22 protein-coding genes are annotated in these 22,468 nt (G+C 67.2%); 9 read left to right on the forward strand and 13 right to left on the reverse strand.

The genetic code is table 11. From position 1 onward, the window contains the following. Positions 1-49 precede the first annotated feature (49 nt). From OG874_RS14520 to OG874_RS14535, 4 genes are read left to right on the forward strand one after another with little or no spacing between them, the layout of a single operon-like run. Positions 50-799, forward strand: a complete 750-nt coding sequence (locus tag OG874_RS14520) for an acyl-CoA dehydrogenase family protein (RefSeq protein ID WP_330257293.1) — start codon at positions 50-52, stop codon at positions 797-799. Further along, entirely contained in the window at positions 796-1,479 is a 684-nt protein-coding gene (locus OG874_RS14525) for a TetR/AcrR family transcriptional regulator (RefSeq protein ID WP_330255661.1), read from the forward strand. The genes OG874_RS14520 and OG874_RS14525 overlap by 4 nt, the downstream gene beginning before the upstream one ends. Positions 1,480-1,525: 46 nt before the next feature. Then, on the forward strand, positions 1,526-2,419 hold the full coding sequence (locus tag OG874_RS14530; RefSeq protein ID WP_330255662.1) for an acyl-CoA thioesterase: 894 nt from the start codon (positions 1,526-1,528) through the stop codon (positions 2,417-2,419). A gap of 1 nt (position 2,420) precedes the next feature. After that, positions 2,421-3,479, forward strand: a complete 1,059-nt coding sequence (locus OG874_RS14535; protein WP_330255663.1) for an NAD(P)H-dependent amine dehydrogenase family protein — start codon at positions 2,421-2,423, stop codon at positions 3,477-3,479. Positions 3,480-3,547: 68 nt separating this feature from the next. Here the strand turns inward: OG874_RS14535 and OG874_RS14540 are convergent, their stop codons facing one another. The 4 genes from OG874_RS14540 to OG874_RS14555 all read right to left on the reverse strand — a co-directional run bounded on the left by OG874_RS14540 (position 3,548) and on the right by OG874_RS14555 (position 7,346). Then, the gene (locus OG874_RS14540; protein ID WP_330255664.1) at positions 3,548-4,903 is read right to left on the reverse strand and encodes a cytochrome P450; all 1,356 of its coding nucleotides are present in this window, start codon (positions 4,901-4,903) and stop codon (positions 3,548-3,550) included. Positions 4,904-4,930: 27 nt separating this feature from the next. After that, the gene (locus OG874_RS14545) at positions 4,931-5,698 is read right to left on the reverse strand and encodes a PaaI family thioesterase (protein ID WP_330255665.1); all 768 of its coding nucleotides are present in this window, start codon (positions 5,696-5,698) and stop codon (positions 4,931-4,933) included. Positions 5,699-5,782: 84 nt separating this feature from the next. Then, the gene (locus OG874_RS14550) at positions 5,783-6,679 is read right to left on the reverse strand and encodes an SDR family NAD(P)-dependent oxidoreductase (RefSeq protein ID WP_330255666.1); all 897 of its coding nucleotides are present in this window, start codon (positions 6,677-6,679) and stop codon (positions 5,783-5,785) included. 19 nt (positions 6,680-6,698) lie between these two features. Next, positions 6,699-7,346: a TetR/AcrR family transcriptional regulator gene (locus OG874_RS14555; protein ID WP_330255667.1), complete on the reverse strand. Its 648-nt coding sequence runs from the start codon at positions 7,344-7,346 to the stop codon at positions 6,699-6,701. On the opposite strand from OG874_RS14555, the gene OG874_RS14560 reads away from it, so the two are divergent. Together OG874_RS14560 and OG874_RS14565 are read left to right on the forward strand one after the other, a co-directional pair. Next, complete coding sequence (locus OG874_RS14560; protein ID WP_330255668.1) at positions 7,275-8,816, forward strand: hypothetical protein; 1,542 nt, start codon at positions 7,275-7,277, stop codon at positions 8,814-8,816. The two genes, OG874_RS14555 and OG874_RS14560, sit on opposite strands and share 72 nt — an antisense overlap. After that, on the forward strand, positions 8,813-10,216 hold the full coding sequence (locus OG874_RS14565) for an acyl-CoA reductase (RefSeq protein WP_330255669.1): 1,404 nt from the start codon (positions 8,813-8,815) through the stop codon (positions 10,214-10,216). Before OG874_RS14560 ends, OG874_RS14565 begins: the two co-directional genes overlap by 4 nt. 24 nt (positions 10,217-10,240) lie before the next feature. On the opposite strand, the gene meaB is transcribed toward OG874_RS14565, so the two are convergent. Further along, a complete protein-coding gene (gene meaB, locus OG874_RS14570) occupies positions 10,241-11,143 on the reverse strand; it encodes a methylmalonyl Co-A mutase-associated GTPase MeaB (protein WP_330255670.1) in 903 nt (300 codons plus the stop codon). A gap of 92 nt (positions 11,144-11,235) precedes the next feature. Between meaB and OG874_RS14575 the strand changes: the two genes are divergently transcribed. Further along, a complete protein-coding gene (locus OG874_RS14575; RefSeq protein WP_330255671.1) occupies positions 11,236-11,985 on the forward strand; it encodes an SDR family NAD(P)-dependent oxidoreductase in 750 nt (249 codons plus the stop codon). 114 nt (positions 11,986-12,099) lie between these two features. On the opposite strand, the gene OG874_RS14580 is transcribed toward OG874_RS14575, so the two are convergent. Genes OG874_RS14580 through OG874_RS14595 form a run of 4 tightly spaced genes read right to left on the reverse strand, consistent with a single transcriptional unit; the run spans position 12,100 to position 16,230 of the window. Then, positions 12,100-12,867 carry an enoyl-CoA hydratase/isomerase family protein gene (locus OG874_RS14580; RefSeq protein ID WP_330255672.1) on the reverse strand — a complete coding sequence of 256 codons (768 nt, stop codon included), beginning with the start codon at positions 12,865-12,867 and terminating at the stop codon, positions 12,100-12,102. 1 nt (position 12,868) lies between these two features. Then, a complete protein-coding gene (locus tag OG874_RS14585; protein ID WP_330255673.1) occupies positions 12,869-13,957 on the reverse strand; it encodes an acyl-CoA dehydrogenase family protein in 1,089 nt (362 codons plus the stop codon). Further along, positions 13,944-14,849, reverse strand: a complete 906-nt coding sequence (locus OG874_RS14590; RefSeq protein ID WP_330255674.1) for an acyl-CoA dehydrogenase family protein — start codon at positions 14,847-14,849, stop codon at positions 13,944-13,946. Before OG874_RS14590 ends, OG874_RS14585 begins: the two co-directional genes overlap by 14 nt. Next, on the reverse strand, positions 14,827-16,230 hold the full coding sequence (locus OG874_RS14595; protein ID WP_330255675.1) for a class I adenylate-forming enzyme family protein: 1,404 nt from the start codon (positions 16,228-16,230) through the stop codon (positions 14,827-14,829). Before OG874_RS14595 ends, OG874_RS14590 begins: the two co-directional genes overlap by 23 nt. Positions 16,231-16,370: 140 nt before the next feature. Here OG874_RS14595 and OG874_RS14600 point away from each other — a divergent pair, with 140 nt between their 5' ends. Continuing rightward, the gene (locus OG874_RS14600; RefSeq protein ID WP_330255676.1) at positions 16,371-17,411 is read left to right on the forward strand and encodes a ferredoxin--NADP reductase; all 1,041 of its coding nucleotides are present in this window, start codon (positions 16,371-16,373) and stop codon (positions 17,409-17,411) included. 22 nt (positions 17,412-17,433) lie between these two features. Beyond that, positions 17,434-18,300 carry an alpha/beta fold hydrolase gene (locus tag OG874_RS14605; RefSeq protein ID WP_330255677.1) on the forward strand — a complete coding sequence of 289 codons (867 nt, stop codon included), beginning with the start codon at positions 17,434-17,436 and terminating at the stop codon, positions 18,298-18,300. A 56-nt stretch (positions 18,301-18,356) separates the two neighbouring features. Here OG874_RS14605 and OG874_RS14610 read toward each other — a convergent pair whose 3' ends face one another. The 4 genes from OG874_RS14610 to OG874_RS14625 form a co-directional block, all read right to left on the reverse strand. Beyond that, on the reverse strand, positions 18,357-19,379 hold the full coding sequence (locus OG874_RS14610; RefSeq protein WP_330257294.1) for a CaiB/BaiF CoA transferase family protein: 1,023 nt from the start codon (positions 19,377-19,379) through the stop codon (positions 18,357-18,359). A gap of 89 nt (positions 19,380-19,468) precedes the next feature. Beyond that, positions 19,469-20,425 (reverse strand): LLM class F420-dependent oxidoreductase, encoded by a 957-nt coding sequence (locus OG874_RS14615; protein ID WP_330255678.1) that lies wholly within the window; start codon positions 20,423-20,425, stop codon positions 19,469-19,471. Between the two features lie 66 nt (positions 20,426-20,491). Next, complete coding sequence (locus OG874_RS14620; protein WP_330255679.1) at positions 20,492-20,890, reverse strand: cobalamin B12-binding domain-containing protein; 399 nt, start codon at positions 20,888-20,890, stop codon at positions 20,492-20,494. After that, positions 20,890-22,467 (reverse strand): methylmalonyl-CoA mutase family protein, encoded by a 1,578-nt coding sequence (locus OG874_RS14625; protein WP_330255680.1) that lies wholly within the window; start codon positions 22,465-22,467, stop codon positions 20,890-20,892. Before OG874_RS14625 ends, OG874_RS14620 begins: the two co-directional genes overlap by 1 nt. Between the last annotated feature and the right edge of the window lies 1 nt (position 22,468).

A 22,468-nucleotide genomic window follows, 5' to 3' on the forward strand; every position in this document is an offset into this window, starting at 1 on the left:
CGTGGACGATGCCGAACGCGAGCTGCTGACCGAAACGCTGCGCAAGACCATGCTGGCGGCATCGGGCCGCGACCTCTACGGGGCACTCGTCGACCTCGGTTGGCACGAGATGCTCACCGAAGCGCCGGATGTGGCTGTGCCGCTGGTGTTTCGGCTGCTCGGCGAGACCGGAGCACACGCCCCGGTACTCAATGATGTCGTGCGGGTCGCGGCGGGCAAGCCGACCGGTGGCTCGGTGCCGCTGCCGTTCGCGGGAGGTTCGTGGGTGTTGTGGGCCCACACCGACGAGGTCGGCACATCGATCGACGGCGACCTGCCGATACACCGGGTGCCCGTCGGGTATCCGGTCCCGCTGGCCGCGGGCCGTCGCGCCCTGGGGTGGTGGTTGGTCGGCGCGAGCCGCGCCATGCTGACGCTCGCCAGAACCCATGCCTTGGACCGCGTGCAGTTCGGTCGCCCCCTTGCTTCCTTCCAAGCCGTGCGGCATCGGCTCGCGGAAACGCTCGTCGCCATCGAAGGCGCGCAGGCCACACTCGAAGCCGTCACCGATGATCCGGCTGCCGACGATATGGGCGCACTGCTCGCCAAGGCCGCCGCGGGCCGGGCGGCGACGACCGCGGCCCGGCACTGCCAACAGGTGCTCGGCGGCATCGGCTTCACCGCCGAACACGATCTGCACCGGCATATCCGGCGGGTACTGGTGCTCGACGGGCTACTCTGCAGCTCCCGGGAGCTCATCCGGGAGGCCGGCGCAACGCTGCGGTCGACCGGCAGCGCCGCACGCCTGGTGCAGTTGTGACACGACAGCGACACGACGAGCCGGCGGGCAGTCCGACCGACCAGCCCGCCTGGAAGCAGCGTGCGGTCGAGCGGTCGATCAGGACCGCGAAACTGCGCGCCGAAGAGCGGGTTCAGCGGTTCCTGGACGCCGCGCAGGCGCTCATCACCGAGAAGGGCACGACGGAGTTCACCGTCCAGGAGGTGGTCGAACGTTCGCGCCAATCGCTACGCAGCTTCTACCTGCAGTTCGACGGTAAGCACGAATTGCTGCTCGCGCTCTTCGAGGAAGCGCTGACCCGCACCGCCGAGCAGATCCGCGCCGCGGCCACGGGCCAGGCCGATCCGCTCGACCGGCTGGTGGTCGCGATGCGGCTGCTGTTCGAACTGTGCCGTCCTGATCCGAGCGTGCGGCGCCCACTGTTCACCGATTTCGCACCGCGACTGCTGGTCACCCATCCCGCGCAGGTCAAGGCGGCGCATGTGGCGCTGCTCGCGCTGTTCACCGAGCTGATGATCGATGCCGATCAGGCCGGCCGGCTGCGCGCGGGCACCAATCCGCGCCGGATGGCCGCGCTGGCAATGCAGACGATCATGTTCACCGCCCAATCCAGTGGCGGCAACGACGACGCGACGGTGCGCCCGATCACCGCCGAGGAACTGTCGGACTTCTGTACCGTCGGAATAGCCGAATCCGGGTAGGAGAATTTAATTCTCATGTAGGTAGAACATCGCTTACACTCGGGACATGCCCGACCTCTGGAATGATCTCCTCGCCTGCCTAGATCTACACCGCACCGAGCCGACCGATGACACCAACGGTCATCCGTCCGCGGCCGACCCCGGCGCAACGGCCGTCTTCGAGGGGCCCAATCTGCGGCTCGAATACCGCCGACTGTTCGGCGGGCAGATTCTCGGGCAGTTCGTCCGCGCGACCGAACTCGCCTGCCCGGACAAGACCGTCAAATCCGTGCACGCGACATTCGCGAAAGAGGGCCGGTCCGGGGAAACCGTCCGGTACGAGGTGTCCCGTCACCATGAAGGACGCTCGTTCGCCACGCTGACGATCATCGCCAGGCAGTCCGCGGCGGTGGTGGCCAGCGCCGCGGTGTCCATGCACAGCGCCGAGGCCGGGCCCGAGCTGCAGAGCACCGCCGAGGTACCGGCCGTCCCGACCGATGCGCAACGGGTCGAGTTCAGCCTGCTGCCCTGGGAGACCCGCTCCGACGCCGACCTGAACGAAACCGCCGCCGCCGCACCGGAATACGAGTTCTGGATGCGCACACCGGCGGTCGGCCAGGACCTCGCCCCGGCACTGACCGCATACGCCACCGACCTCAATCTCATCGGCACGGCCCTGCGCCCGGTCGAGGGTGTGAGCCAGGGCGGCAACGGCACGGTGTTCGACTCGGCCGTGACCTCCCATACCCTCTGGTTCCACCGCCCCTTCCGCACCGACGACTGGCTGTTGCTGCGCCAGCACAGCCCGCTGCTGGCACACGGCCGGTGTTTCGGTCGCGGCGATGTGCTCACCGCGTCGGGCACCCTCGTCGCCTCCTACGCCCAGGAAGCCATACTTCGGTTCAAACCCGATGCGGCACAGCAGCTTTCCGAAGTCCACCGAGTCGAGCAGAAGGTGTGAGATGGTTCTGGAATCCACCAACCCGTCCGCAGGCAAGTACTCCGTCGTCCAGTGGGCGACCGGCAATATCGGTACGCGCGCACTGCGCGCGATCATCGAGCACCCGAATCTGACGCTGGCCGGGGTGTATGTCCACGGGCCCGACAAGGTCGGGCGCGACGCCGGTGAACTGTGCGGGCTCGACCCGACGGGCGTGCGCGCCACCAACGATATCGAGAGCATCATTGATCTCGATGCCGACTGCGTGCTGTACATGCCGCGCGAGCTCGATGTGGACGAGGTCTGCCGCTTGCTGACGGCGGGAACCAATGTTGTGACCACCCGTGGTGAATTCCATCGGCCGGACAGCATGGATCCTCGGATCCGGGCCGAGGTCGAGCAGGCATGCGCACTCGGCGATACCTCGATCCACAGCACCGGCAGCAGCCCTGGCTTCATCACCGAGGCCGTTCCGTTGGTGCTGTCCTCGATTCAGCGGCACCTGGAATCCCTCACCATCGACGAGTACGCGGATCTGTCACAACGCGATTCGCCGGGCATCCTGTTCGATGTCATGGGTTTCGGACATCCGCCCACCGAGTTCGACGAACACCGGCTCGCCCACCTGCAGGGAAATTTCGGCCCGTCGCTGCAACTGCTCGCGGATGCGCTCGGACTGCCACTGGACTCGGTGGAAGTCGATGGCGAGTTCGCCACCGCCCGCCAGAGGACGCACATCGCCGCGGGCACTCTCGACGCAGGTTCCGTTGCGGCACAGCGAATCACCGTCTCCGGGATGCGAAATGGGCGGGCGCTGCTGCGTTTCCGGGCCAACTGGTATTGCACAACGGACCTGGATCCGGCCTGGACGGTCCGCGATACCGGCTGGCATGTGTCGGTCGAGGGCGATGCGCCGCTCGACATCGACATGCGATTCTCGATACCGCTGGAGCGCATGAGCGAGGTTTCCCCCGGCTACACCGCCCATCGCGCCGTCAACGCCGTGCCCTACGTCTGCGCGGCGCTCAGCGGGATCCGAACAACGCTCGACCTGCCACAGATCATTCCGGTACTGAGCTGAGCAGCATCGTTGCCGCCGATCCGACAAGCGACTCAGATCTGTCGGATCGGCCCCACGGCGGCAGGAACTCAGTCGCCCGCCGGGCGCACGGTAACCGGTTCGGCCGGCCCTTGCTCGTCACAGATCCGCTGCAGCTTGTCGAGAGTCTCGTCCAGTCCCGCACCGAGTCCGGGACCGGGCGTGAAGTGCGCCGGAAGGTGCCGCATGCCCTGGATGACGCCGATCGTTTCGTAGTGCACGGCCCCCTCTGGGTCGCAGCGGTAATCCGGCATCCGGTCGAGTACCGCAACGAGCATCCGCTTGAAGACCGTGCGCGCGACATTGGAGCCGATACAGCGATGGATGCCGATACCGAAACTGAAGTGCCGGTTGCCCTTTCGATCCAGGATGACGTCGTTGGGCTGTGCGAACGCCTCGGGATCCCGATTCGCCATCGCCCAGGACAACCACAGACGTTCGCCCTCCCGGAATTGTGTGCCGGCGATCTCGCAATCCTCGGCGAAGGTGCGGCCGTCACCGGGCGCGGGCGTGAAGAACCGCAGGAACTCCTCCGTCGCGGAATCCAGCAGCGTCTCCCGCTCATCGCTGAGTATCGCCCGGTCCCGCGGATTTTCCGACAGCCATTCGAGGGCATGCGCGGTGAGTGCGGTCGTCGTGTCGAAACCGCCGCCGATCAGCAGCGACAGCATGCCGAGTAGCTCGACGTCGGGCGCCGCCGCACCGTCGATCCGAGCCCGGACCAGCGCATCGATCAGACCCGGACGTGGTTTTTCCCGAATCTCCACGAGATTGGCGAGCAGATCCTGCCCCATCGCCTTGCGCAGTTCCACGACTCGCGGGTGATCGGGCGAGTCCTGTGGTGTGTACACCGAGGCGTGCGCCGGCTCGTTGTAGATCGCCCACTTGTGCAACGGAATACCCAGCATCGCCAGGGTGAGCACAGCCGGAACGATATTGGCGAGGTCATCGACGAAGTCGATGACCCCTTGCTCGATCCGCTCGTCGAGACAGGCGCGCACTATTTCGTCGATGAACGGGATCCACCGTTTGACGGCGGCCGGTGACAGGTACGGATTGAGCACCTGCCGATACAGGCGGTGTTCTGGTTCATCCATTTCGAGGATGCCGCTGCGCATGCTCTCCTCGGGGGGCGGTGGCGGAATGGTGATGCCCCGATACCCGCGCCGCTCACCGTTCGGGTCGTGGTCGTTCGACACATGTGGACAGCGCGCCAGTGCGAATACCTCGTTGTTGCCCGCGGCGACCCAGTGCCCGTCGTAGGTGTCGGACCAGGCGACTGGGCATTGCCGCTGCATGTCCTGGGTGATCGATTCGAACTGGTGGCGATAGTCGGGCCGGTGCCGGTCGAATCGGTAGCGGCGGCTCCTGCGCTCGTCGGGTGCGGCGGAGTTCTCGACGTTCATAGCGTTATCCCTACTTCAGCGATGAAATCATCTGAACGTTCTGGCCGTGGCCAGTGTCGTGAGCCGGTTGTCGTTGCCGGAGTCGCGCAACTCCACCCGCCCGACACCGTCGCGCAGGCGCGCGGTGGCGACCACGGGTCCCACCCGGGCCGCCTGCAGATAGCGCAGGCCGAGAAAGCACAGGCTCTCGCCCGGCGCGAGCGACAGCACGGCCTCCTCCGCGGCGAGAGCGATGAGGCCGCCGTTGAAGGTGTTGGAGGCGTTCAGACCGTCCTCGGATCGGGGCAGCACCGCGACGCCCGGACTGCGCCGTTCGCATCCGGCCCGTTCGGCCAGCGGTTTGGTGAGCCGCAGCCCGGTCGCGGGCATATCGATGCTCAGCTGATGCGGCAGTCGCACATCGGGATTGGGCGCCACCATGAAGGAGGCCGCCGCCACCGCGACCGGCTCGTCATCGACGGTAAACTCCATCTCCGCGACGAATACCGAACGGCCCACCTTCACGGTCCGGCCGAATGCCCGCACCTCGCCCACACCGGGAGCGGGTCGATACAGGTTGACGTCGAGCTCGAGGGTCACCGGGACGCGCGGCCCCATGACCTGCGAGGCCAGCAGACCCGCCAGCGTGTCGGCCCAGGTGGCCAGAATGGAGGTCCGCAGGTGGGCGGTGCCGGGAACGTGCATCTCCGGCGTGATCACGGCGCAGGCGTGCAGCTCGTCGCCGATCTTCCTGGTCGTCAATCCCAGCTCGAGCAGGATGTGCCGACGTTCCTCCGGCTTGTTCTCGACCTGCACCGCGGCATCTCCTCTGCTCGGCGGAACTCGGGCGAGGGCCCGGACGGCCTCGACCCCCGCCAACCGAGATTATCATTCTCGCATTTAGCGATTGTAATTCTCGTCGACGAGGTGCGCCGGATAACCGATCTCGGTCAGCAATGTTTCGCTCGCGGCCCACAGGCGGGCGGCGGCCGCATCGTCCTGTGCGGCGGGGGCGGGCGCCTCTTCAGCCTTCCGATGGAAGTAGCGCCCACCGTCGCGGCCGCCTTCGGCTTCAGTGGCCAGCCAGACCAGCGTTTCGGCCGGTTCGTCCGGCGAAACGGTATCCGCGGCGGCCATATGCGCCCGCATCGCCGCATTGCCGTGTGACGCGAAATTGCTGGCCACTACACCTGGATGCATGACCTGGGCGACTATCCCGTCCCGACCCGCACGGCGCGCCAACTCGCGAGTGAACAGGATATTGGCGAGCTTCGCCTGGCCGTAGGCGACGACGGAATCGAAATCGCGCAGGCTCTGCAGATCGTCCCAGTCGAATCCGCGGCTGATGCGATGGGCGCTGGAGGACACCGCGATCACCCGAGCGGATCCGGTCGAACTCGCCGCGAGCAGCGGCGTCAGCTCCCGCGTCAGCAGAAAGGGGGCGAGATGGTTGGCGGCGAAGGTCGCCTCCGTCCCTTCGGCGGTGACGATCCGCCGATCCCGCACGCCACCGGCGTTGTTGATGAGGACATCGATATGAGCGGTGCGGGTCCCGATCTCCGCGACGACCCGCTCGACCTCCGACATCAGCGTGAAGTCACCACGCACCATCGTGAAGCCGCCACCATCGCGCACCGCTGCCGCGATCCGCGTCGCCGCCTGGGCACTGCGTTCCGGATCGCGGCCGACGCCGATTACCCGCCAGCCGAGTTCCACCAGCTTGCGCGCGGTCGACTCGCCGATTCCGGCACTGGCTCCCGTGACGACCGCGACCGGCCGTTTCGCATCGAATCGCAAGACATTCTCTCCTCGTCGTTCAGCGTGGCCGCAGGCCATCGAGCAGCAGGTGCACGGTGAAGTGCACCTTCTGGTCCAGCTCAGCCGCCGTGGGCGTGCTGCCGCTCACTATCGCGCGCACCGTGCCGCCCACCACCATGCTCATGAAGGCCGAGGCGGCGAGGTCGACATCGGTCGGCGCGATCGCCTCTGCTGCGATCGCCCGATCGAGCAGGCCCGCGACGAATTCGATCACCGGTTTTGCGCTCTGCTCGTAGTTGGCGGTGAATATTGTTGGGAAGCGGTAGCTTTCGGTATTGATGATGCGCTGCAGACGCAGGCCGTTGGGCGTCATCACCTGGCCGATGCGCAGCCGCGCGATCGCTTCCAGCGTTTCGGCCAACTCGCCCCGGTCCAACTCTTCGAGCACGTGCCGGGGCACGATCTGCCGCTCGATGGCGCGCTGCACCGCGGCCAGAAACAGCGAGGACTTGTCTGCATAGCGCGCATAGACCGTGCGCTTGGTCATGCCGACGCGGTTGGCGATCATCTCGATAGTCGCCACCTCGAAGCCGTGCGCCAGGAACAGGTCGAGCGCGGTATCGAGCAGTTCACTGTGCCGCGCTTCGGCCTGCTCACGGGTGGGCCGCCCGGCCCCGCGGCGGGTAGATGCGATCGCGTCCGTCAAGTCGGCCTCCACCAAAATTCCCTCTTGCCTGGCACCGGAACCTTCAATCATTATGATGATGACAAATTAATGAAACGCATCAGTTGCTATTTTAGCAGCAGCATATCGATGGGACGCCCCGTGAACTCAGCCACCGCACAACTGACCAGGCTGGTCGACGCCGAGGACCGCTTCCGCCACTCCCCCGCCGAACTGCGCGAAACGCAGGTGGCGGCACTGAACGAGCGGTTCCACGAGCGCAAGGACCGCATCAAGCTCTTGGGCCATCGCGCACGCGAGGCCGGCATCACCGAGGTCCGCGATCGCGCGGATATGGTGCCGCTGCTGTTCCCGCACACCGCCTACAAGAGCTATCCCGAGAGCTTTCTGACCGAGCGGCGCTGGGACCGGCTCGGCAAATGGCTGGGCACCATCTCGCCCTATCCGATCAGCCCGATCGAGACATCGGACATCGCCGATATCGACGATTGGATCGCACGGCTACAAGCCGAGGGGCACTACGTTTCCTGCTCCAGCGGGACCACCGGCAAGTCGGCGATGTTGCTCGCCTCGTCGCAGGATATGGACTGGTCGCGCAAGGACACGGTCAATGTCTTCTCCTGGGGTTCGGGCGTGCGACCCACCCGGGACCGGCGAATGTTGGGGCTCGCGCCGATCGCCGCCGTTCCGAAGAACATGATCATCGCGCAAGCGCAGCTGGCGGCATTCGGCGATCCGGCCAAAGAGCGCTTCCGCCTGCCGATCCCGCCGATCACGGTCGGCTCACTGACCAAGATGGTCGTGCTGCGCAAGAAGATCGCCGAGGGCACCGCACGGCCGGAGGAATTGGCCGATTTCGAGCGAACCTCCGCCGAGCGGCAGGAAACCCTCGACAAGGCGATGATCGCGGGCGCCGAGGAGCTCATCCGATACCGCGGCGAGAAGCTCTACATCTCGGGCCTGTGGAACGCGCTGTACCAAGTCGCCAGGATCGTGCGCGATATGGGCTATTCCGCGAAGGACTTCCATCCCGACAACTGCATCTATGTCGGCGGTGGGCTCAAGCGTGCCCAGTTGCCCCCGGATTACCAGGACTTCGTGCACCAGACGTTCAATATCCCGGCCAACCGGGACTTCCAGAACTACTCCATGCAGGAGCTGAATTCCGGTATGCCCAAATGTCAAGGGGGCGATCGCTATCACGTGCCGCCCTGGATCGTGCCCTTCATCCTCGACGAGGCGGGCGAGACCCTGCTGCCCCAGGAAACCGGCGAGATCGAGGGCCGCGCGGCGTTTTTCGATCTCTCGCTCGATGGGCGCTGGGGCGGTGTCATCACCGGCGACAAGATCTCGCTCGATTTCAGTCCCTGCGCCTGTGGCGGCGCGGGGGCTTCGGTACGCAACAACATCGTCCGCTACGCCGATCTGGCGGGCGATGACAAGATCGGTTGCGCCGGCACAGTCGACGCGTACGTGCGGGGTCTGTCATGACCATGACCGAACCCGTCGTTTCCGCACCGTTCTTCCTGCGCGGCGAATTGGTGCAAGACCAGTCCGTCACGCACCGCTCGCGCGATCTGGGCGTCACCTTCGCAACGCCGCCGATCGACCTGGACCGCGCGGTGCATCCCCGCGCCGACGTGCCGCCGCTGCTCAACGTTGCGCTCGCGGAGATCATCGATTTCCTCGTCGAGACCGGCGAGCGGATCCGCGATCCGAAGAACGCCGTAGTGCAAGAATGCATCGAGCGCATGGCCGCAACCCATGTACTGCCGCGTGCGGTGCTGGCGGCGCAGGTCGAGGGCGCGGCCGCCTATCTCGACAAACGGCTGCTGTGGACCGTGGTCGAGCAGAACTTCCCGGATCCGCGGGCGCTGGACGAATGGGTGCCCAAGCAGGATTTCACCGGCCGCAAGAGCTTCGTGCGCGCATTCGCGCCGCGACTGGTCCACGTACTGCCCGGCAACTCCCCGGGTGTCGCGGTGAAGTCCATCGCCCAGGGCGCGCTGGTGAAGGCGGTCAATCTGTTCAAGATGTCGTCGAGCGATCCCTTCACCACGGTCGCGATCCTGCGGACCATGGCCGATATCGACCCCGACCATGCCATCGTGCGGTCGATGTCGGCGGTCTACTGGCGCGGCGGCGACGATGCCGTCGAGCGGGTGCTGTATCGGCCGCAGTATTTCGACAAGATCGTCGCGTGGGGCGGCGGCGACGCGATCGACAATGTCGTCAAATACCTCGGTCCCGGTTTCCAACTGGTGTCGTTCGACCCCAAGACCTCGATCTCGATGGTCGGCCGCGAAGCGTTCACCACCGGCGAGACACTCGACATCGCCGCCGACCGTGCCGCCGACGATGTCATGGTGCTCAATCAAGAAGCCTGTGTCGCAAGCCGTTTCATCTATGTCGAGGCCGATCACGAGAACGCGGACCGCTTCTGCGAGCGGCTGCACGCGCGGATCGTCGCGAAGGCGGCCGCCTCGGGCGACACCCGGCCGTTCGATCTCGATCTGCGTGAGCAGATCGACATGCTGCGGATGCTCGACGACGAGTTCCGGATCTGGGGCAAGACCGACGGAAAGGGGCTGGTAATCCGATCCGACGAACCGGTGGACTTCCACCCGATCAACAAGACCGCCAACGTCGTTCGGGTGGACGCACTCGACGACGCGGTGCAGTTCGTCGATGTGGCGACACAGACGGTCGGCTTCTATCCCGCCGAGCGGATGCCCGACTATCGTGACCGGCTCGCCAGCGGCGGCGCCCAGCGCATCGTCCGGCTGGGCGAGGCGGGGCCGAGCACGATCGGCAACCCACACGACGCCATGTACCCGCTGCATCGCTTCGTGCACTGGATGGCACACGAAGACGGGGTCGCGCCGCAATAGTCGCCTCCCGCAGCGTGCGACACCTCAGCCGGCGTCGCGGGCCGGGGCCTCGGCCTCGGCCACCGCGGCGGGACGCAGCAGGAGATCCGCCGCGGTGTACGGATCATGGTGGCCGGCCGCCACCGCGGCGGCGAGGTCGTCCAGGTCGGGGTGGGTACGCAGGCGGGTCTGCGCCAGAGACAGGATCTGCGCTCGCGCGCGGGCGGCCCGGCGAGCGGAGGTGTCGGCGCGGTGGTGCGCTTCGATCGCCTCGATCAGTTCGGCCACGCCGGTACCGCGCGCCGCCACCAGGGACAGGATCGCCAGCCCGGTTTCGATATGCAATTCGCGCACCGTTCGCTCGGCGCCGTCCCGATCGGCCTTGTTGACGACCAGAATGTCAGCGACCTCGAGCAAACCGGCCTTGGCGGCCTGAATCGCATCTCCCGCACCGGGATTCAGGATGACGACGGTGGGATCGGCGACCGCCGCGATCTCGATCTCGGACTGGCCGACGCCCACGGTCTCCAGCATGATCAGGTCATAGCCCAGGACCGCGAGCAGCCGAATGGCGGCGGGCACCGCGGCGGCGAGCCCACCGAGATGTCCGCGGGTGGCCACCGATCGGATCAGCACATCCGGATCGTCGATATGGGCGGCCATCCGGATTCGGTCGCCGAGCAGCGCGCCGCCGCTGTAGGGCGAGGACGGGTCCACCGCGAGCACGGCGACTCGCAGACCGCGCGCGCGATAGCCGCCGACCAGCGCCGCGATGGTGGTCGACTTGCCGGCGCCGGGCGGCCCGGTCACCCCGACGACCCGTACCGGCGCCCACTCGAGCGTCGCGAGCACTTCCTCGCGGCGCGGGCTCTCGACCAGGCTCAGCAGTCGTCCTGCCGCCCGTGCCGAACCGTGCTGCGCCGCGGCGATCAGTTCCGGAATATTCATCGGCCATCAGCTATTCTGTAAGGTAACCCTAATTGACTTGAGAATGCTATTCTCACAATAAGAGAGTGATAGTAGCAAGAAGGGCAGCCGACATGTTGACCGGCACACTTACCGGAAAGGTAGCGTTCGTCGCCGGTGCCAGCCGCGGCGTCGGCGCGGCGGTCGCCATGGCGCTCGCACAGCAGGGCGCGGCGGTCGCGGTCGCGGACCGTTCCGAATGCCACGGCCGGATGCCGGACACCATCCATTCGGTCGCCGACCGGATCGCCGACGAGGGTGGGCAGGCACTGGCGGTATCCTGCGACATCACCGATGAGACCTCGGTGGAAACCGCCGTGGCCACGACGGTGGCGCAATTCGGCGGGATCGATATCCTCATCGCCGATACCGGGGCGCTCTGGCTCGGATCGATCGAGTCCACACCGCTGTGGCGCTGGCAGCAATGTCTCGATACCAACCTCACCGGGGTCTTCCTCGTGACCAAGGCCGTCATTCCGCACGTCAGAGCCCGCGGTGGCGGTGCACTGGTCGCCATGACCACCAGTGGCGGCTCGACCGTACGCGGCGCGAACGCCTTCCGGGTGTCCAAGGCGGCCACCGAGCATCTCTATCTCGGGCTGGCGGCCGAATTGAAGGCCGACAATATCGCCGTGAACTGCCTGGGTCCGTCGCGGCTGGTACTCACCGAGAGCTGGCTCACCGATAACGGCGAATCCGATCTCTCCCGCAGCATGATCGGCACGCTCGCGGCGGCCGCCACATTCCTGGCCGGCCAGGACGGCACCGGTATCACCGGGACCATCCAGCGCCCGGAAGCCCTTGCGGCGCGCCGCGCGGGCTGACGCCGATCGACGAGGCCCTGGAAGCGTTGCGCCTCCAGGGCCTCTATCTTGTTGCGGCGCAACCGAAAAGACTGAGCACCGGACTTCCGGCGCACCGCAACGGCTGGTGATCGCCTACTTCTTGCCCGCGGTGAGCCGGGCGATGGTGGCGTGGAAATCGGCGGTCTGGAACGACAGGTCCTCGGCCGTGGTCGCGAAGTCGAGGGTGGCGAGCACGTTGCGCTCCAGATGCAGATTCAGCAGCCGCTTGGTGCTCTCCACCGCCTGCCTCGGCAACTCCAGCATCCGCTTCGCGCAGGCCAGCGCCTCGGCCAGCGGATCGGCCACGACATGATTGGCCAGCCCCAGCTCACGGGCCCGCTCGGCCGGAATCCGCGCACCGGTGAGGGCGTACTCCTTCGCGAACAGCAGGCTGGTGTGCAGCGGCCAGGTGAGCGGGCCGCCGTCGGCCGCCACCAGCCCGACCTGCACATGCGGATCGGCGAGGTAGGCCGTTTCGGCGATGTAGACGATATCGCTGAGCGAGACCAGACTGCAGCCGAGTCCGACGGCAGGCCCGTTGACCGCCGCGATCACCGGGATCCGGCAGCGCGCCATACCGAGCACGATGTCGCGGCCGTGCGCGATCGTCTTGGCGCGCAGGTCCGCATCCTGGCTCAGCTCCGCGAGGTAGGCGAAGTCACCGCCCGCCGAGAACGCCTTACCGCCGCCGGTGAGCACGGCGACGCGGGCGTCGCGGTCCTCGTTCAATTTCGGCCACAGATGCGCCAGCCCCGTGTGCAGCGCGTCATTGACCGCGTTGAGGGCATCGGGCCGGTTCAAGGTGATGATCCGCAGCGGCCCGTCCGCTCGGACGTCGATTTCCTCCGGCAAGTCGTACATATCAAGCTCCCAATCCGAGAATTCGCCCGGCAATGATGTTCTTCTGAATCTGCGAGGTACCGCCCATCACGCTCTGCGCGCGGCTGTAGAGATAGGCACTCAGCAGTTCGGGGTCGCGGGTGCCGCCCACGGCCAGCGCCGCATGCCCGACCGCTTGGTCCACCCAGGTCATGAGCAGCTTGTCGAGCGAGCCGTCCGGACCATGCGATACCCCGTCGAGCTGTTCGGACAGCCGTCTGCGCACATGCAGCCGCAGCATCTCGGTCTCTACCGCCGCCCAGGCCAGCTCCTCCGGCAACTTGCCCTCGGTCCGGGCGGCCAGCTGCCGGACGAGTTTGCCGTACCTGGCCGCATAGCCGAGGGTCGAGGGTTCGCGTTCGTGTCCGACAACCGTCATGGCCAACGCCCAGCCCTCGCCGGGCGCACCGACCATCTGCTCGGCGGGTACCCGCGCGCCGTCGAAGAGCACCTGGCCGAATTCGGTGGTGATACCGCTCATCATCCGCAGCGGCCGCTGTTCCACGCCGGGCTGTTTCATAGCGATCACGAAGGCCGAAATGCCTTTGTGCCGTGGTGCGTCCGGATCGGTGCGGGCCAGCAGCAGACACCAGTCGGCGACATCGGAGTAGCTCGTCCAGATCTTGTGGCCGTGGATGACATAGGAATCGCCGTCGCGGGTCGCGGTGGTCCGCAGCGAGGCGAGATCCGAGCCGGCATCGGGTTCGCTGAATCCCTGGCACCAGCGCTCGGATCCGTCGATCATGCCCGGCAGGAACCGGCGTTGCAGTTCCCGGCTGCCGTGACGGCCGAGACCTTGCAGCAGATAGCCGAGGCTGGGTCGCGGCGGCGCACCGGCCCGGGCCAGCTCCTCGTCGAGGATGACGTCGTAGACCGGCGGCAGCTCGTGGCCGCCGTACTCCTGCGGCCAGGACAGTCCGAAGAACCCCGCCGCGTGCAGTGCCCGGTGCCAGTCACCCTGCTTCGCCCAGTATTCGTCTCCCGAGGTCGGGAACCGCCCGGCCTGCTCGACCAGCCAGGCACGCAACCGGTCCCGGAACGCGGCCTCCTCCGGCGAATCACGAAAGTCCAAGGTCGATCTCCTCCAAACGCACGGGGAACAGTTCGGTCGAGGTCAGCACTCGCCGCAGATAGACATGGGCCAGGCACTCCCAGGTATTGCCGATACCGCCGTGCACCTGCACGGACGTCTCGCAGACGGTCCGGGCCGCCCTGGCGCAGTAGAGCTTGGCGATCACCGCGGCGCGCACCGCTTCGGCCGGTGTCAGCTCGTCGACGGCCCACGCGGCGTGCCGCAGCACGCTCACCGAACCCTCGATCAACGCCAGCGCTTCGGCCAGCAGATGGGCCACGGCCTGATACGACCCGATCGTCTTCCCGTACTGCGCACGCACTTTCGCGTAGTCGACAGCGAGCGCGAGGGCACCGCGGGCCGCGCCGACCAGATCGGCACAGGTGGCGACCAGCGCCAGCGCGCGCCACTGGTGCGCCTGCGCCTCGGACAGTTCACCGACGGGTTCGGGGGTACCGACCAGTTCGGCTTCGGCTCTGGTCGGATCCGCTCCCGCGCGCGCGGTCCCGATCCCGCTCGCCAGAATCCAATCGCCGGTGATCATCAGCGCGCGTTGACATCCCATGGCGTCGACGGCCCGGCCGTCCACCGCGATCGTCCACCGCTGGGTGTCGTCGGCCAGTTGCCCGCGCAGATCGTCAGCGAGTACCGGGCCGAGGAACGGCACATCGACCAGCCCACGCCCGAATTCCTCGGCGACGATGGCGATTTCGACCCCGGAGGCTCCGTCGGAGCGCAGCGCGCGCCAGCCGGTGCTCGCGAGCGTCTTCGCCAGCCGCTCGATCCGGCCGACATCGGCCAGCTCCTGGACCGAGCCCGGACCGAGGTCGTCGGCCAGTTTGGCGGCCGCGTCGCGCAATTGCCGCTGTTCACTCGTCAGACGTACGTCCATGACGCTCCTTGACTACTCGGCGCAGCACCTTGCCGGAGGGCAGGCGCGGAATCTCGGGCACGAACACCACTTGGCGCGGCCGCTTATAGGAGGCGAGCCGGTCCCCGACCAGGTCGATAAGTTCTTGGGATGCAACCGAATCCGTCACGGTCACGGCCGCGACGATCGCTTCGCCGTCGGCCGGATCGGGGATTCCGTACACCGCGCAGTCGGATACGGCCGGATGACCGTGCAACACCGCCTCCACCTCGGCGGGGGCCACTGGGAACCCGCGCACCTTGATCATTTCCTTGAGCCGGTCGGTGAGCCGCAGCCAACCGTCGGCGTCGAGATGGCCGACGTCACCGGTGCGGTACCAGCCGTCGTCGAACGCGTCGGCCGTCGCGTCATCCGGCAGGTAGCCGGCCATCAGCGACTCCGAGCGCACCTGGATCTCACCGGTCGCACCGGGCTCGACTTCGGCTCCGGTCTCCAGCGACACCACGCGCACACGCACACCGGGCACTGGGCGTCCGACGCTGTCCAGGCGGGCGCCGTCGATCGGGTTGCAGGCGATGACGGGCAGCTCGCTGGCCCCGTACGCCGGCACCCAGCCGACTCCGGTCCGCCGCGTGACGATCTCGGCCACACTCGGTGTCACCGGCGTCGCACCCCACATGATGTAGCGCAGCGACGACAGGTCATAGGACTCGAGTTCCGGATGCGAGGCGATGGCCAGCGCGATGGGCGCGACCGCCATCTCCACCGTGATCCGATCGGCCTCGATGTTGTGCAGCATCCGGTCCAGATCGAATCGGCGGTGCAACCGCACCCAGGCGCCGGTCTCCAGTGCCAGCACGATATTGAGCAGGCCGAGGATGTGCGAGGGCGGCGTGACGACCTGGATCCGATCACGTGCGGTGAGCCCGAGCGCGGCGCGCCAGTGCCCGACGGCGGCGGCCAGGGACGCGTGCGTATGCCGCACTGCCTTCGGCAATCCCGTTGTACCCGAGCTGAATACGAGTACCGCATCGGCTTCCGGAGCGGGTGGCGGGAAGGTCGCGGACTCGACCGCGATCGGGTCGTCCAGTGCCAGCATCGGCATCAGCTCCGCCAGCACCGGATGGTCGCCCACGGCATGCGCCGGTCGGGTGGTCGCCAACGCGTGCTCGACATCGGCCCGCTTCCAGGCCGGGCTGATCAACACGACCGCGGCGCCGAGTCGCCAGGTGGCCCGCACTGCGATCACGAATTCCGGCCGGTTCGACGACATCAGCGCCACCCGGTCCCCTGCGCGCACACCACGTCGCGCCAGTGTCGCCGCCAGGCCGTTGGCCAGTCCGTCGAGCTCCGCCAGCGTGTACTCGCGCTCCTCGAAGCAGAGCGCGACCGTGTCGTTCATATCTCGACCTCATCAGGGAGCGGCCGCGCGGCACCCGACTCGGGAGACCGGCTGCACGACAACATTGAGAAGATCCTAACTTGTAGGGGAGAATAGTATTCTCCGTACATCAGAATCTTCATACCAGAAGGAGGCGGTCCATGGCGAGACCTCCCTTGTTCCAGCGCGCGACGGTGACTCGGATCGTCAAGGAAACCGCTGACGCCCGTACCTTCGTGCTCGCTCCGCACGAGGGACCGCTCGCCTACCGGGCCGGGCAGTTCTGCACGTTCCGGGTGCGAGTGGACGGCGCGGAGCTGTTCCGCTCCTACTCGATGTCGAGTGCGCCCGAGACCGACGGCGAACTCATGACCACCGTCAAGCGGGTGCCCGGCGGCAAGGTATCGAACTGGATGAACGACAACCTCGTCGAAGGCGACGAGATCGAGATGACCCGCCCGGCGGGCCGATTCTGCCTGCGCGACACTGATGTTCCGCTGCTGGCCTTCAGCGGCGGCAGCGGCATCACGCCGATCCTGTCCCTGGCCAAGAGCGCCCTCGCGAGCACCGAGCGCCGAGTGCGGCTGCTGTGCGCGGACCGGGACCAGGCGTCGGTGATCTTCGAGGCGGTGCTGTCCGACCTGGTCGAGCGGTTCCCGACCCGGCTCGAGGTGGTGCGCCACCTCGACGCCGAGCGCGGGTTGCTCGATCCCGCCACGGTGCGGGCGTTCGCGGGCGGCGACGGTCATGCGGACGCCTACATCTGCGGCCCCGAGGCCTTCATGGCAATGGTGGAAACCGCGCTACCCGGCCCCGGCCTGATCTACAGCGAACGATTCGGCGCACCGGCGCCGGTCACCGATGAGACCACCGCGGCCACCGAAACGCCCGCCGCCGCGCCACCCGCGGCCGGCACACCCGCCCAGGCCAAGGCAACGGTGACGATCATCCTCGGCCGGAAGAAAGTGTCGGTACCCCGCACCGACGGCGAGACATTGCTGGAGAGCGCGCGCCGCGGCGGTCTCACCCCACCGTTCTCCTGCGAATCCGGCAACTGTGCGACCTGCATGGCCAAACTCACCGCGGGTTCGGCGACCATGCGGGTCAACGACGCCCTGACCGACGACGAGGTCGCCGACGGCTACGTGCTCACCTGCCAGGCGGTTCCCGATACCGACTCGATCACCGTCCAATACGAATGACAATGCAGAATCGAGGATCTGAATGACCACAGCGACAGTGCACGGCCGCACGGTCGGCTATGAAGTAATCGGCGCGGGACGTCCCTGGGTGATCACACCGGGCGGCCGGTTCGACCGGCACTCGCCCGGCGTCCGCGAACTCGCCACCGCACTCGCCGAACGCGGCAACCAGGTGCTCATCTGGGACCGCCCGAATACCGGCGAGTCGGATGTGTGCTTCACCGGACCATCCGAATCGGCGATGCAGGCCGACATCCTGGCGGGCCTGCTGAAACAGCTCGATATGTCGCCCGCGGTCATCGTCGGCGGTTCCGGCGGGGCCCGCGTGTCCTTGCTCGCGGCCGAACGACATCCGGACGTCTGCGCCGCACTCGCGGTGCTGTGGATCTCCGGCGGGGTCTACGGCTTGATCTCCATCGGCAACTTCTACTACTCCGGATCGATCGAGGCGGCATGGACCGGCGGAATGGAGGCGGTGGCGGCACTACCGGAGTGGTCCGAGATCATCGCACGCAATCCGGCCAACCGACAGCGCTTCCTCGACCAGGACCCGAAGCAGTTCATCGCCACGATGGAGCAGTGGCTGGCGGCATTCTGTCTGGGCCCGGGCGAGGTCGTGCCCGGGCTGTCGACCGTGGACGCCGGCGCCATCGGACTCCCCACCCTGGTTTTCCGCAGCGGTGCCAGCGATATCCACCACCGCCGTGAGACATCGGAAGAAGTGGCCCGGCTACTGCCGAAGGCGCAACTGGTCGAGCCGCCGTGGGGTGACCGCGAATGGCAAGAACGGCAGGCGGCACGGAACAACGGCACGGCGGCCGGCCTGTTCGTCCGCTGGCCGCTACTGGCCCCGATCCTGCACGAATGGGCAAACGACGTCCTGCCCTGAACACGCAGCCGACGTGCGGGCCGCACTAGTGGCCCGCACGCTCCGGCGGTCGCTGTTCAGTGGCCGTGCTCGCCCAAATGTGGCGGCGGTCGGTAATCGGGCTCGAATCCAGCGATCCGGATCGGGCTGCCGACCAGCCGATAGTCGCCCGCGGTCACCACGGCGTGCGGGGTGTCGTCGAGAGCCTCGGGCAGGGTGCGGACGGCGGCCGCCGGGATGCCGAGCGGCCGCAGGCGCGCTTCCCAGCCGGCCGCGGTGTCGGCGGCCAGGGCCGCGGTGACCGCGGCGAGCACTTCGTCGCGGTGCGCCGACCGCTCGGCCATCGTCGCGAACCCGGCCACCCCCGCTTCCCCGGCGAAGGTCTTCCAGAACCCGTCGTGCGTGATGAACAGCGCCAGATGGCCGTCGGCGGTCGGAAAGATCTGCGCCGGAACGTAATACGCGTGCGCGCCGAACGGGCGCCGGTGCGGCCGCTTGCCCTCGTTGAGGTAGGCCGAGGCATGATAGTTCAGCTGCGAGAACATGACATCGCGTAACGACACCTCCACCTGCCCACCGCGCCCGGACACGATCTGGGCGAGCAGGCCGAGCGCGGCGGTCAGTCCGGTGGAGTTGTCGGCCGAGGAGTAGCCGGGCAGCGTCGGCGGGCCGGCCGGATCGCCGGTCAACGCCGCGACTCCGGTGGCCGCCTGGATGACGTAGTCGAACGCCGGATCGTCACCGCCGTCCAGGCCGAAACCCGTGATCGCCACACAGACGATCCGTTCGTTCCACTGCCGCAGCGCCGGGTAGGTGAGGCCGAGCCTGCGGATCGCCGAGGGCTTCAGATTCACCAGCAGCGCATGGGATTTCGCGACCAGCGCACCGAGCTGGGCCTGCCCCTCGGCGGAGGTCAGATCGAGACGGATGCTGCGCTTGCCGCGATTGAGACTGGCGAAGTAGCTGTCGCCGACCTGCCGCGAGATCTCACCGTCCGGTGGTTCCAGCTTGGTGACCTCGGCGCCCAGATCGGCGAGCATCATGGTGGCGTACGGACCGGCCAGCATGGTGCCGACCTCGAGGATGCGGATGCCGGCCAACGGCGCGGGGTCAGCGTCGGACTCCGCTGGGTCGGCGTGCTCGCCCGAGCGTCCGCGGCGAGCCTTGGCGCTTTCGCCGCGAGCGCCGATCACCGCAGATCCTTGGCGAGTTCGGCGATCATGTCCCGGGTCCGGCGCTTGGAGGCGACCAGTTCGTCGCGGTTGTCGCCGATCGGCAGCAACCGCACCGATAGATCGGTGGCCCCGGCGTCGCCGAATCGGCGCAACCCGGCGGCGATGGTCTGTTCGTCACCGGCGATGCAGATATCACCGATGTCCTTGGCATCGCCGGTTTCCAGCAGCCGCTGATAGTTGGGCGAGACCTCGGCCTCCCCCAGAATGCGATTCGCCCGCGCCTTCGCCTCGTCGACCTCGGACGGCCGGCACAGGCATACCGGCAGACCCGCCACCACCCGCGGCGCCGGACGTCCGGCATCCGAGGCGGCCTTCGTGATACGCGGGACGATATGCTCACCGACCGCGCGCTCATCGGCCATCCAGAGAATGGTGCCGTCGGTATGTTCACCCGCGATGCGCAGCATGACCGGGCCGAGCGCGGCGATCAGCACCGGCACCGGTGCGACCGGTCCGAGGTCGAGCGGATTGTGCACGGTGAAGGTCGCATTCTCGACATCGACCTGGCCGGGCCCGCCCAGCGCTACGTTGAGCACGTCCAGATAGTCCCGGGTATATCCGGCGGGCTTGTCATACGGCAGCCCGAGCATATCCCGCACGATCCAGTGATGCGACGGACCGACGCCGAGCGCCAACCGCCCGCCCGCCGCGGCCTGCGCCGAAAGCGCCTGCCGCGCAAGGGCGATCGGATGCTGCGCCTGCAGCGGCACCACCGCGGTCCCGAGCTCGATCCGCGATGTGCGCATACCCATCAGCGCGATGGTGATCAGCGCGTCGAAATCGGTGGGAATCTGCGGAATCCACGCGGTGTCCAAACCCGCTGACTCGGCCCACTCGATATCGGCCAACATCCGGGTCAGCTTGCGTGCCGCGTCCCCCTTCTCCGGCCCGATCATCACTCCGATACGCACGAATTCCTCCATTTTCCAATGCTTTTCGCGCATCCACCGCGGCGCTTCACCGCAGTCGAGACACGCTCAGGTCGGCGACGTTCCGGTGAGCGCCCTGATCTGGGTGACCAATACCTCCAGCGATGTGCCGGTCGGAAATACCGCGGCCGCACCGACTTCCAACAGCCGCGCCACATCCGCCTGCGGAATGGTGCCGCCCACGATCACGGCGATATCGCCCGCGTCCGCGGCCCGCAGCGCCTCGACGGTGCGCATGGTCAGGGCGATATGCGCACCGGAGAGGATGCTCAAACCGACGACGGCGACGTCTTCCTGTAGCGCGATCGTCACGATGTCCTCGATGCGCTGGCGTATGCCGGTGTAGACGACCTCGAAACCGGCGTCACGCAGGGCGCGCGCGACGATCTTCGCACCGCGATCGTGGCCGTCCAAGCCGGGCTTGGCGACCAGCACTCGTGCCGTCATCAGAACACCACCGGCTGCTGGAACTCGCCCCAGACCTGCTTCAGCGCGGTGGTCATCTCGCCCACCGTGCAGTAGGCATTGGCGCAATCGATCAGATAGTGCATCAGGTTCTCATCTCCTTCCGCGGCGCGGGTCAGGGCGGCGAGCCCGTCCCGAACCGCCGCGGGATCGCGTTCGGCCTTGACTCTGGCGAGGCGCTTCAGCTGTAGATCGCGACCCTCGGCATCCAATTCGTAGGTCGCGATTTCCGGGGCGGGCTCATCGGAGACGAACCGATTCACACCGACGACCGGGCGCGTACCCGCCTCGACATCCTGATGCAGCTGATATGCCTCATCGGCGATGAGACCCTGCAGATAGCCGTCCTCGATCGCGCGGACCATGCCGCCGTGACGCTCGAGATCGTCCATGATCTCGATGATGCGGGCCTCGGTGGCATCGGTCAGCGCCTCGACGAAGTAGGAGCCGCCCAGCGGATCCGCGACCCGGGTGACACCGGTCTCGTAGGCGAGGATCTGCTGGGTTCGCAGCGCCAGTGTCGCCGACTCCTCGCTGGGCAGGGCGAAGGGCTCGTCCCACGCCGCGGTGAACATCGACTGCACCCCGCCGAGCACCGAGGCCAGCGCCTCGTAGGCGACGCGAACCAGATTGTTCTGTGCCTGCGGTGCATAGAGGGAAGCGCCACCGGCCACGCACCCGAAACGGAACATCGATGCCTTATCGGTGGTCGCACCGTAGCGCTCGCGCACGATCGTCGCCCAGCGCCTGCGCCCGGCCCGGTATTTCGCGATCTCCTCGAAGAAATCGCCGTGGGTGTAGAAGAAGAACGAGATCTGCGGCGCGAACTGGTCGATCGTCATCCGGCCCCGCGCCACCACGGTGTCGCAATAGGTGACCCCGTCGGCGAGGGTGAACGACATCTCCTGTACCGCATTGGCCCCGGCATCCCGGAAATGCGCACCGGCGACGGAGATCGCGTTGAATCGCGGCACCTCGGCCGCGCAGAACTCGATGGTATCGGCGATCAGCCGCAGCGAAGGCTCCGGCGGCCAGATCCAGGTGCCCCGGGAGGCGTACTCCTTGAGGATGTCGTTCTGGATTGTGCCCGTGAGCTGTTCGCGCGGCACACCCTTCTTCTCGGCGGCCGCCACATAGAACGCCAACAGGATCGCGGCCGTGCCGTTGATCGTGAAGCTGGTGCTGATCTTGTCCAGCGGTATGGCATCGAAGAGGATCTCCGCGTCAGCCAGCGTGTCCACCGCTACGCCGACCCGGCCGACCTCCTCGGTCACCTCCGGATCATCGGAGTCGTAACCGCACTGCGTGGGCAGATCGAGCGCGACCGACAGCCCCGTACCGCCCTGCTCCAGCAGATAGCGGTACCGGCGATTGGACTCCTCCGCCGTGCCGAATCCGGAGTACTGCCGAAACGTCCACAGCCGCCCGCGGTAACCGGTCGCGAAGTTGCCGCGTGTGAAGGGAAAGCCGCCCGGCGCGGGCGGCTCGACATCGCGGTCCGCCGGTCCGTAGACCGGCTCGAGCGGGATGCCGGACGAGGTCTGAGCTTGGTCGTTCATC

It is taken from the genome of Nocardia sp. NBC_00565, from assembly GCF_036345915.1.
Taxonomy (GTDB): Bacteria; Actinomycetota; Actinomycetes; order Mycobacteriales; family Mycobacteriaceae; genus Nocardia.

Coding starts and splice junctions, on each gene's coding strand:
- OG874_RS14565 (WP_330255669.1), top strand. CDS start 8,813: ATGACCATGACCGAACCCGTCGTTTCCGCACCGTTCTTCCTGCGCGGC.
- OG874_RS14535 (WP_330255663.1), top strand. CDS start 2,421: ATGGTTCTGGAATCCACCAACCCGTCCGCAGGCAAGTACTCCGTCGTC.
- OG874_RS14625 (WP_330255680.1), bottom strand. CDS start 22,467: ATGAACGACCAAGCTCAGACCTCGTCCGGCATCCCGCTCGAGCCGGTC.
- OG874_RS14575 (WP_330255671.1), top strand. CDS start 11,236: ATGTTGACCGGCACACTTACCGGAAAGGTAGCGTTCGTCGCCGGTGCC.
- OG874_RS14620 (WP_330255679.1), bottom strand. CDS start 20,890: ATGACGGCACGAGTGCTGGTCGCCAAGCCCGGCTTGGACGGCCACGAT.
- OG874_RS14540 (WP_330255664.1), bottom strand. CDS start 4,903: ATGAACGTCGAGAACTCCGCCGCACCCGACGAGCGCAGGAGCCGCCGC.
- OG874_RS14590 (WP_330255674.1), bottom strand. CDS start 14,849: ATGGACGTACGTCTGACGAGTGAACAGCGGCAATTGCGCGACGCGGCC.
- OG874_RS14530 (WP_330255662.1), top strand. CDS start 1,526: ATGCCCGACCTCTGGAATGATCTCCTCGCCTGCCTAGATCTACACCGC.
- OG874_RS14520 (WP_330257293.1), top strand. CDS start 50: ATGCTGGCGGCATCGGGCCGCGACCTCTACGGGGCACTCGTCGACCTC.
- OG874_RS14605 (WP_330255677.1), top strand. CDS start 17,434: ATGACCACAGCGACAGTGCACGGCCGCACGGTCGGCTATGAAGTAATC.
- OG874_RS14580 (WP_330255672.1), bottom strand. CDS start 12,867: ATGTACGACTTGCCGGAGGAAATCGACGTCCGAGCGGACGGGCCGCTG.
- OG874_RS14595 (WP_330255675.1), bottom strand. CDS start 16,230: ATGAACGACACGGTCGCGCTCTGCTTCGAGGAGCGCGAGTACACGCTG.
- meaB (WP_330255670.1), bottom strand. CDS start 11,143: ATGAATATTCCGGAACTGATCGCCGCGGCGCAGCACGGTTCGGCACGG.
- OG874_RS14600 (WP_330255676.1), top strand. CDS start 16,371: ATGGCGAGACCTCCCTTGTTCCAGCGCGCGACGGTGACTCGGATCGTC.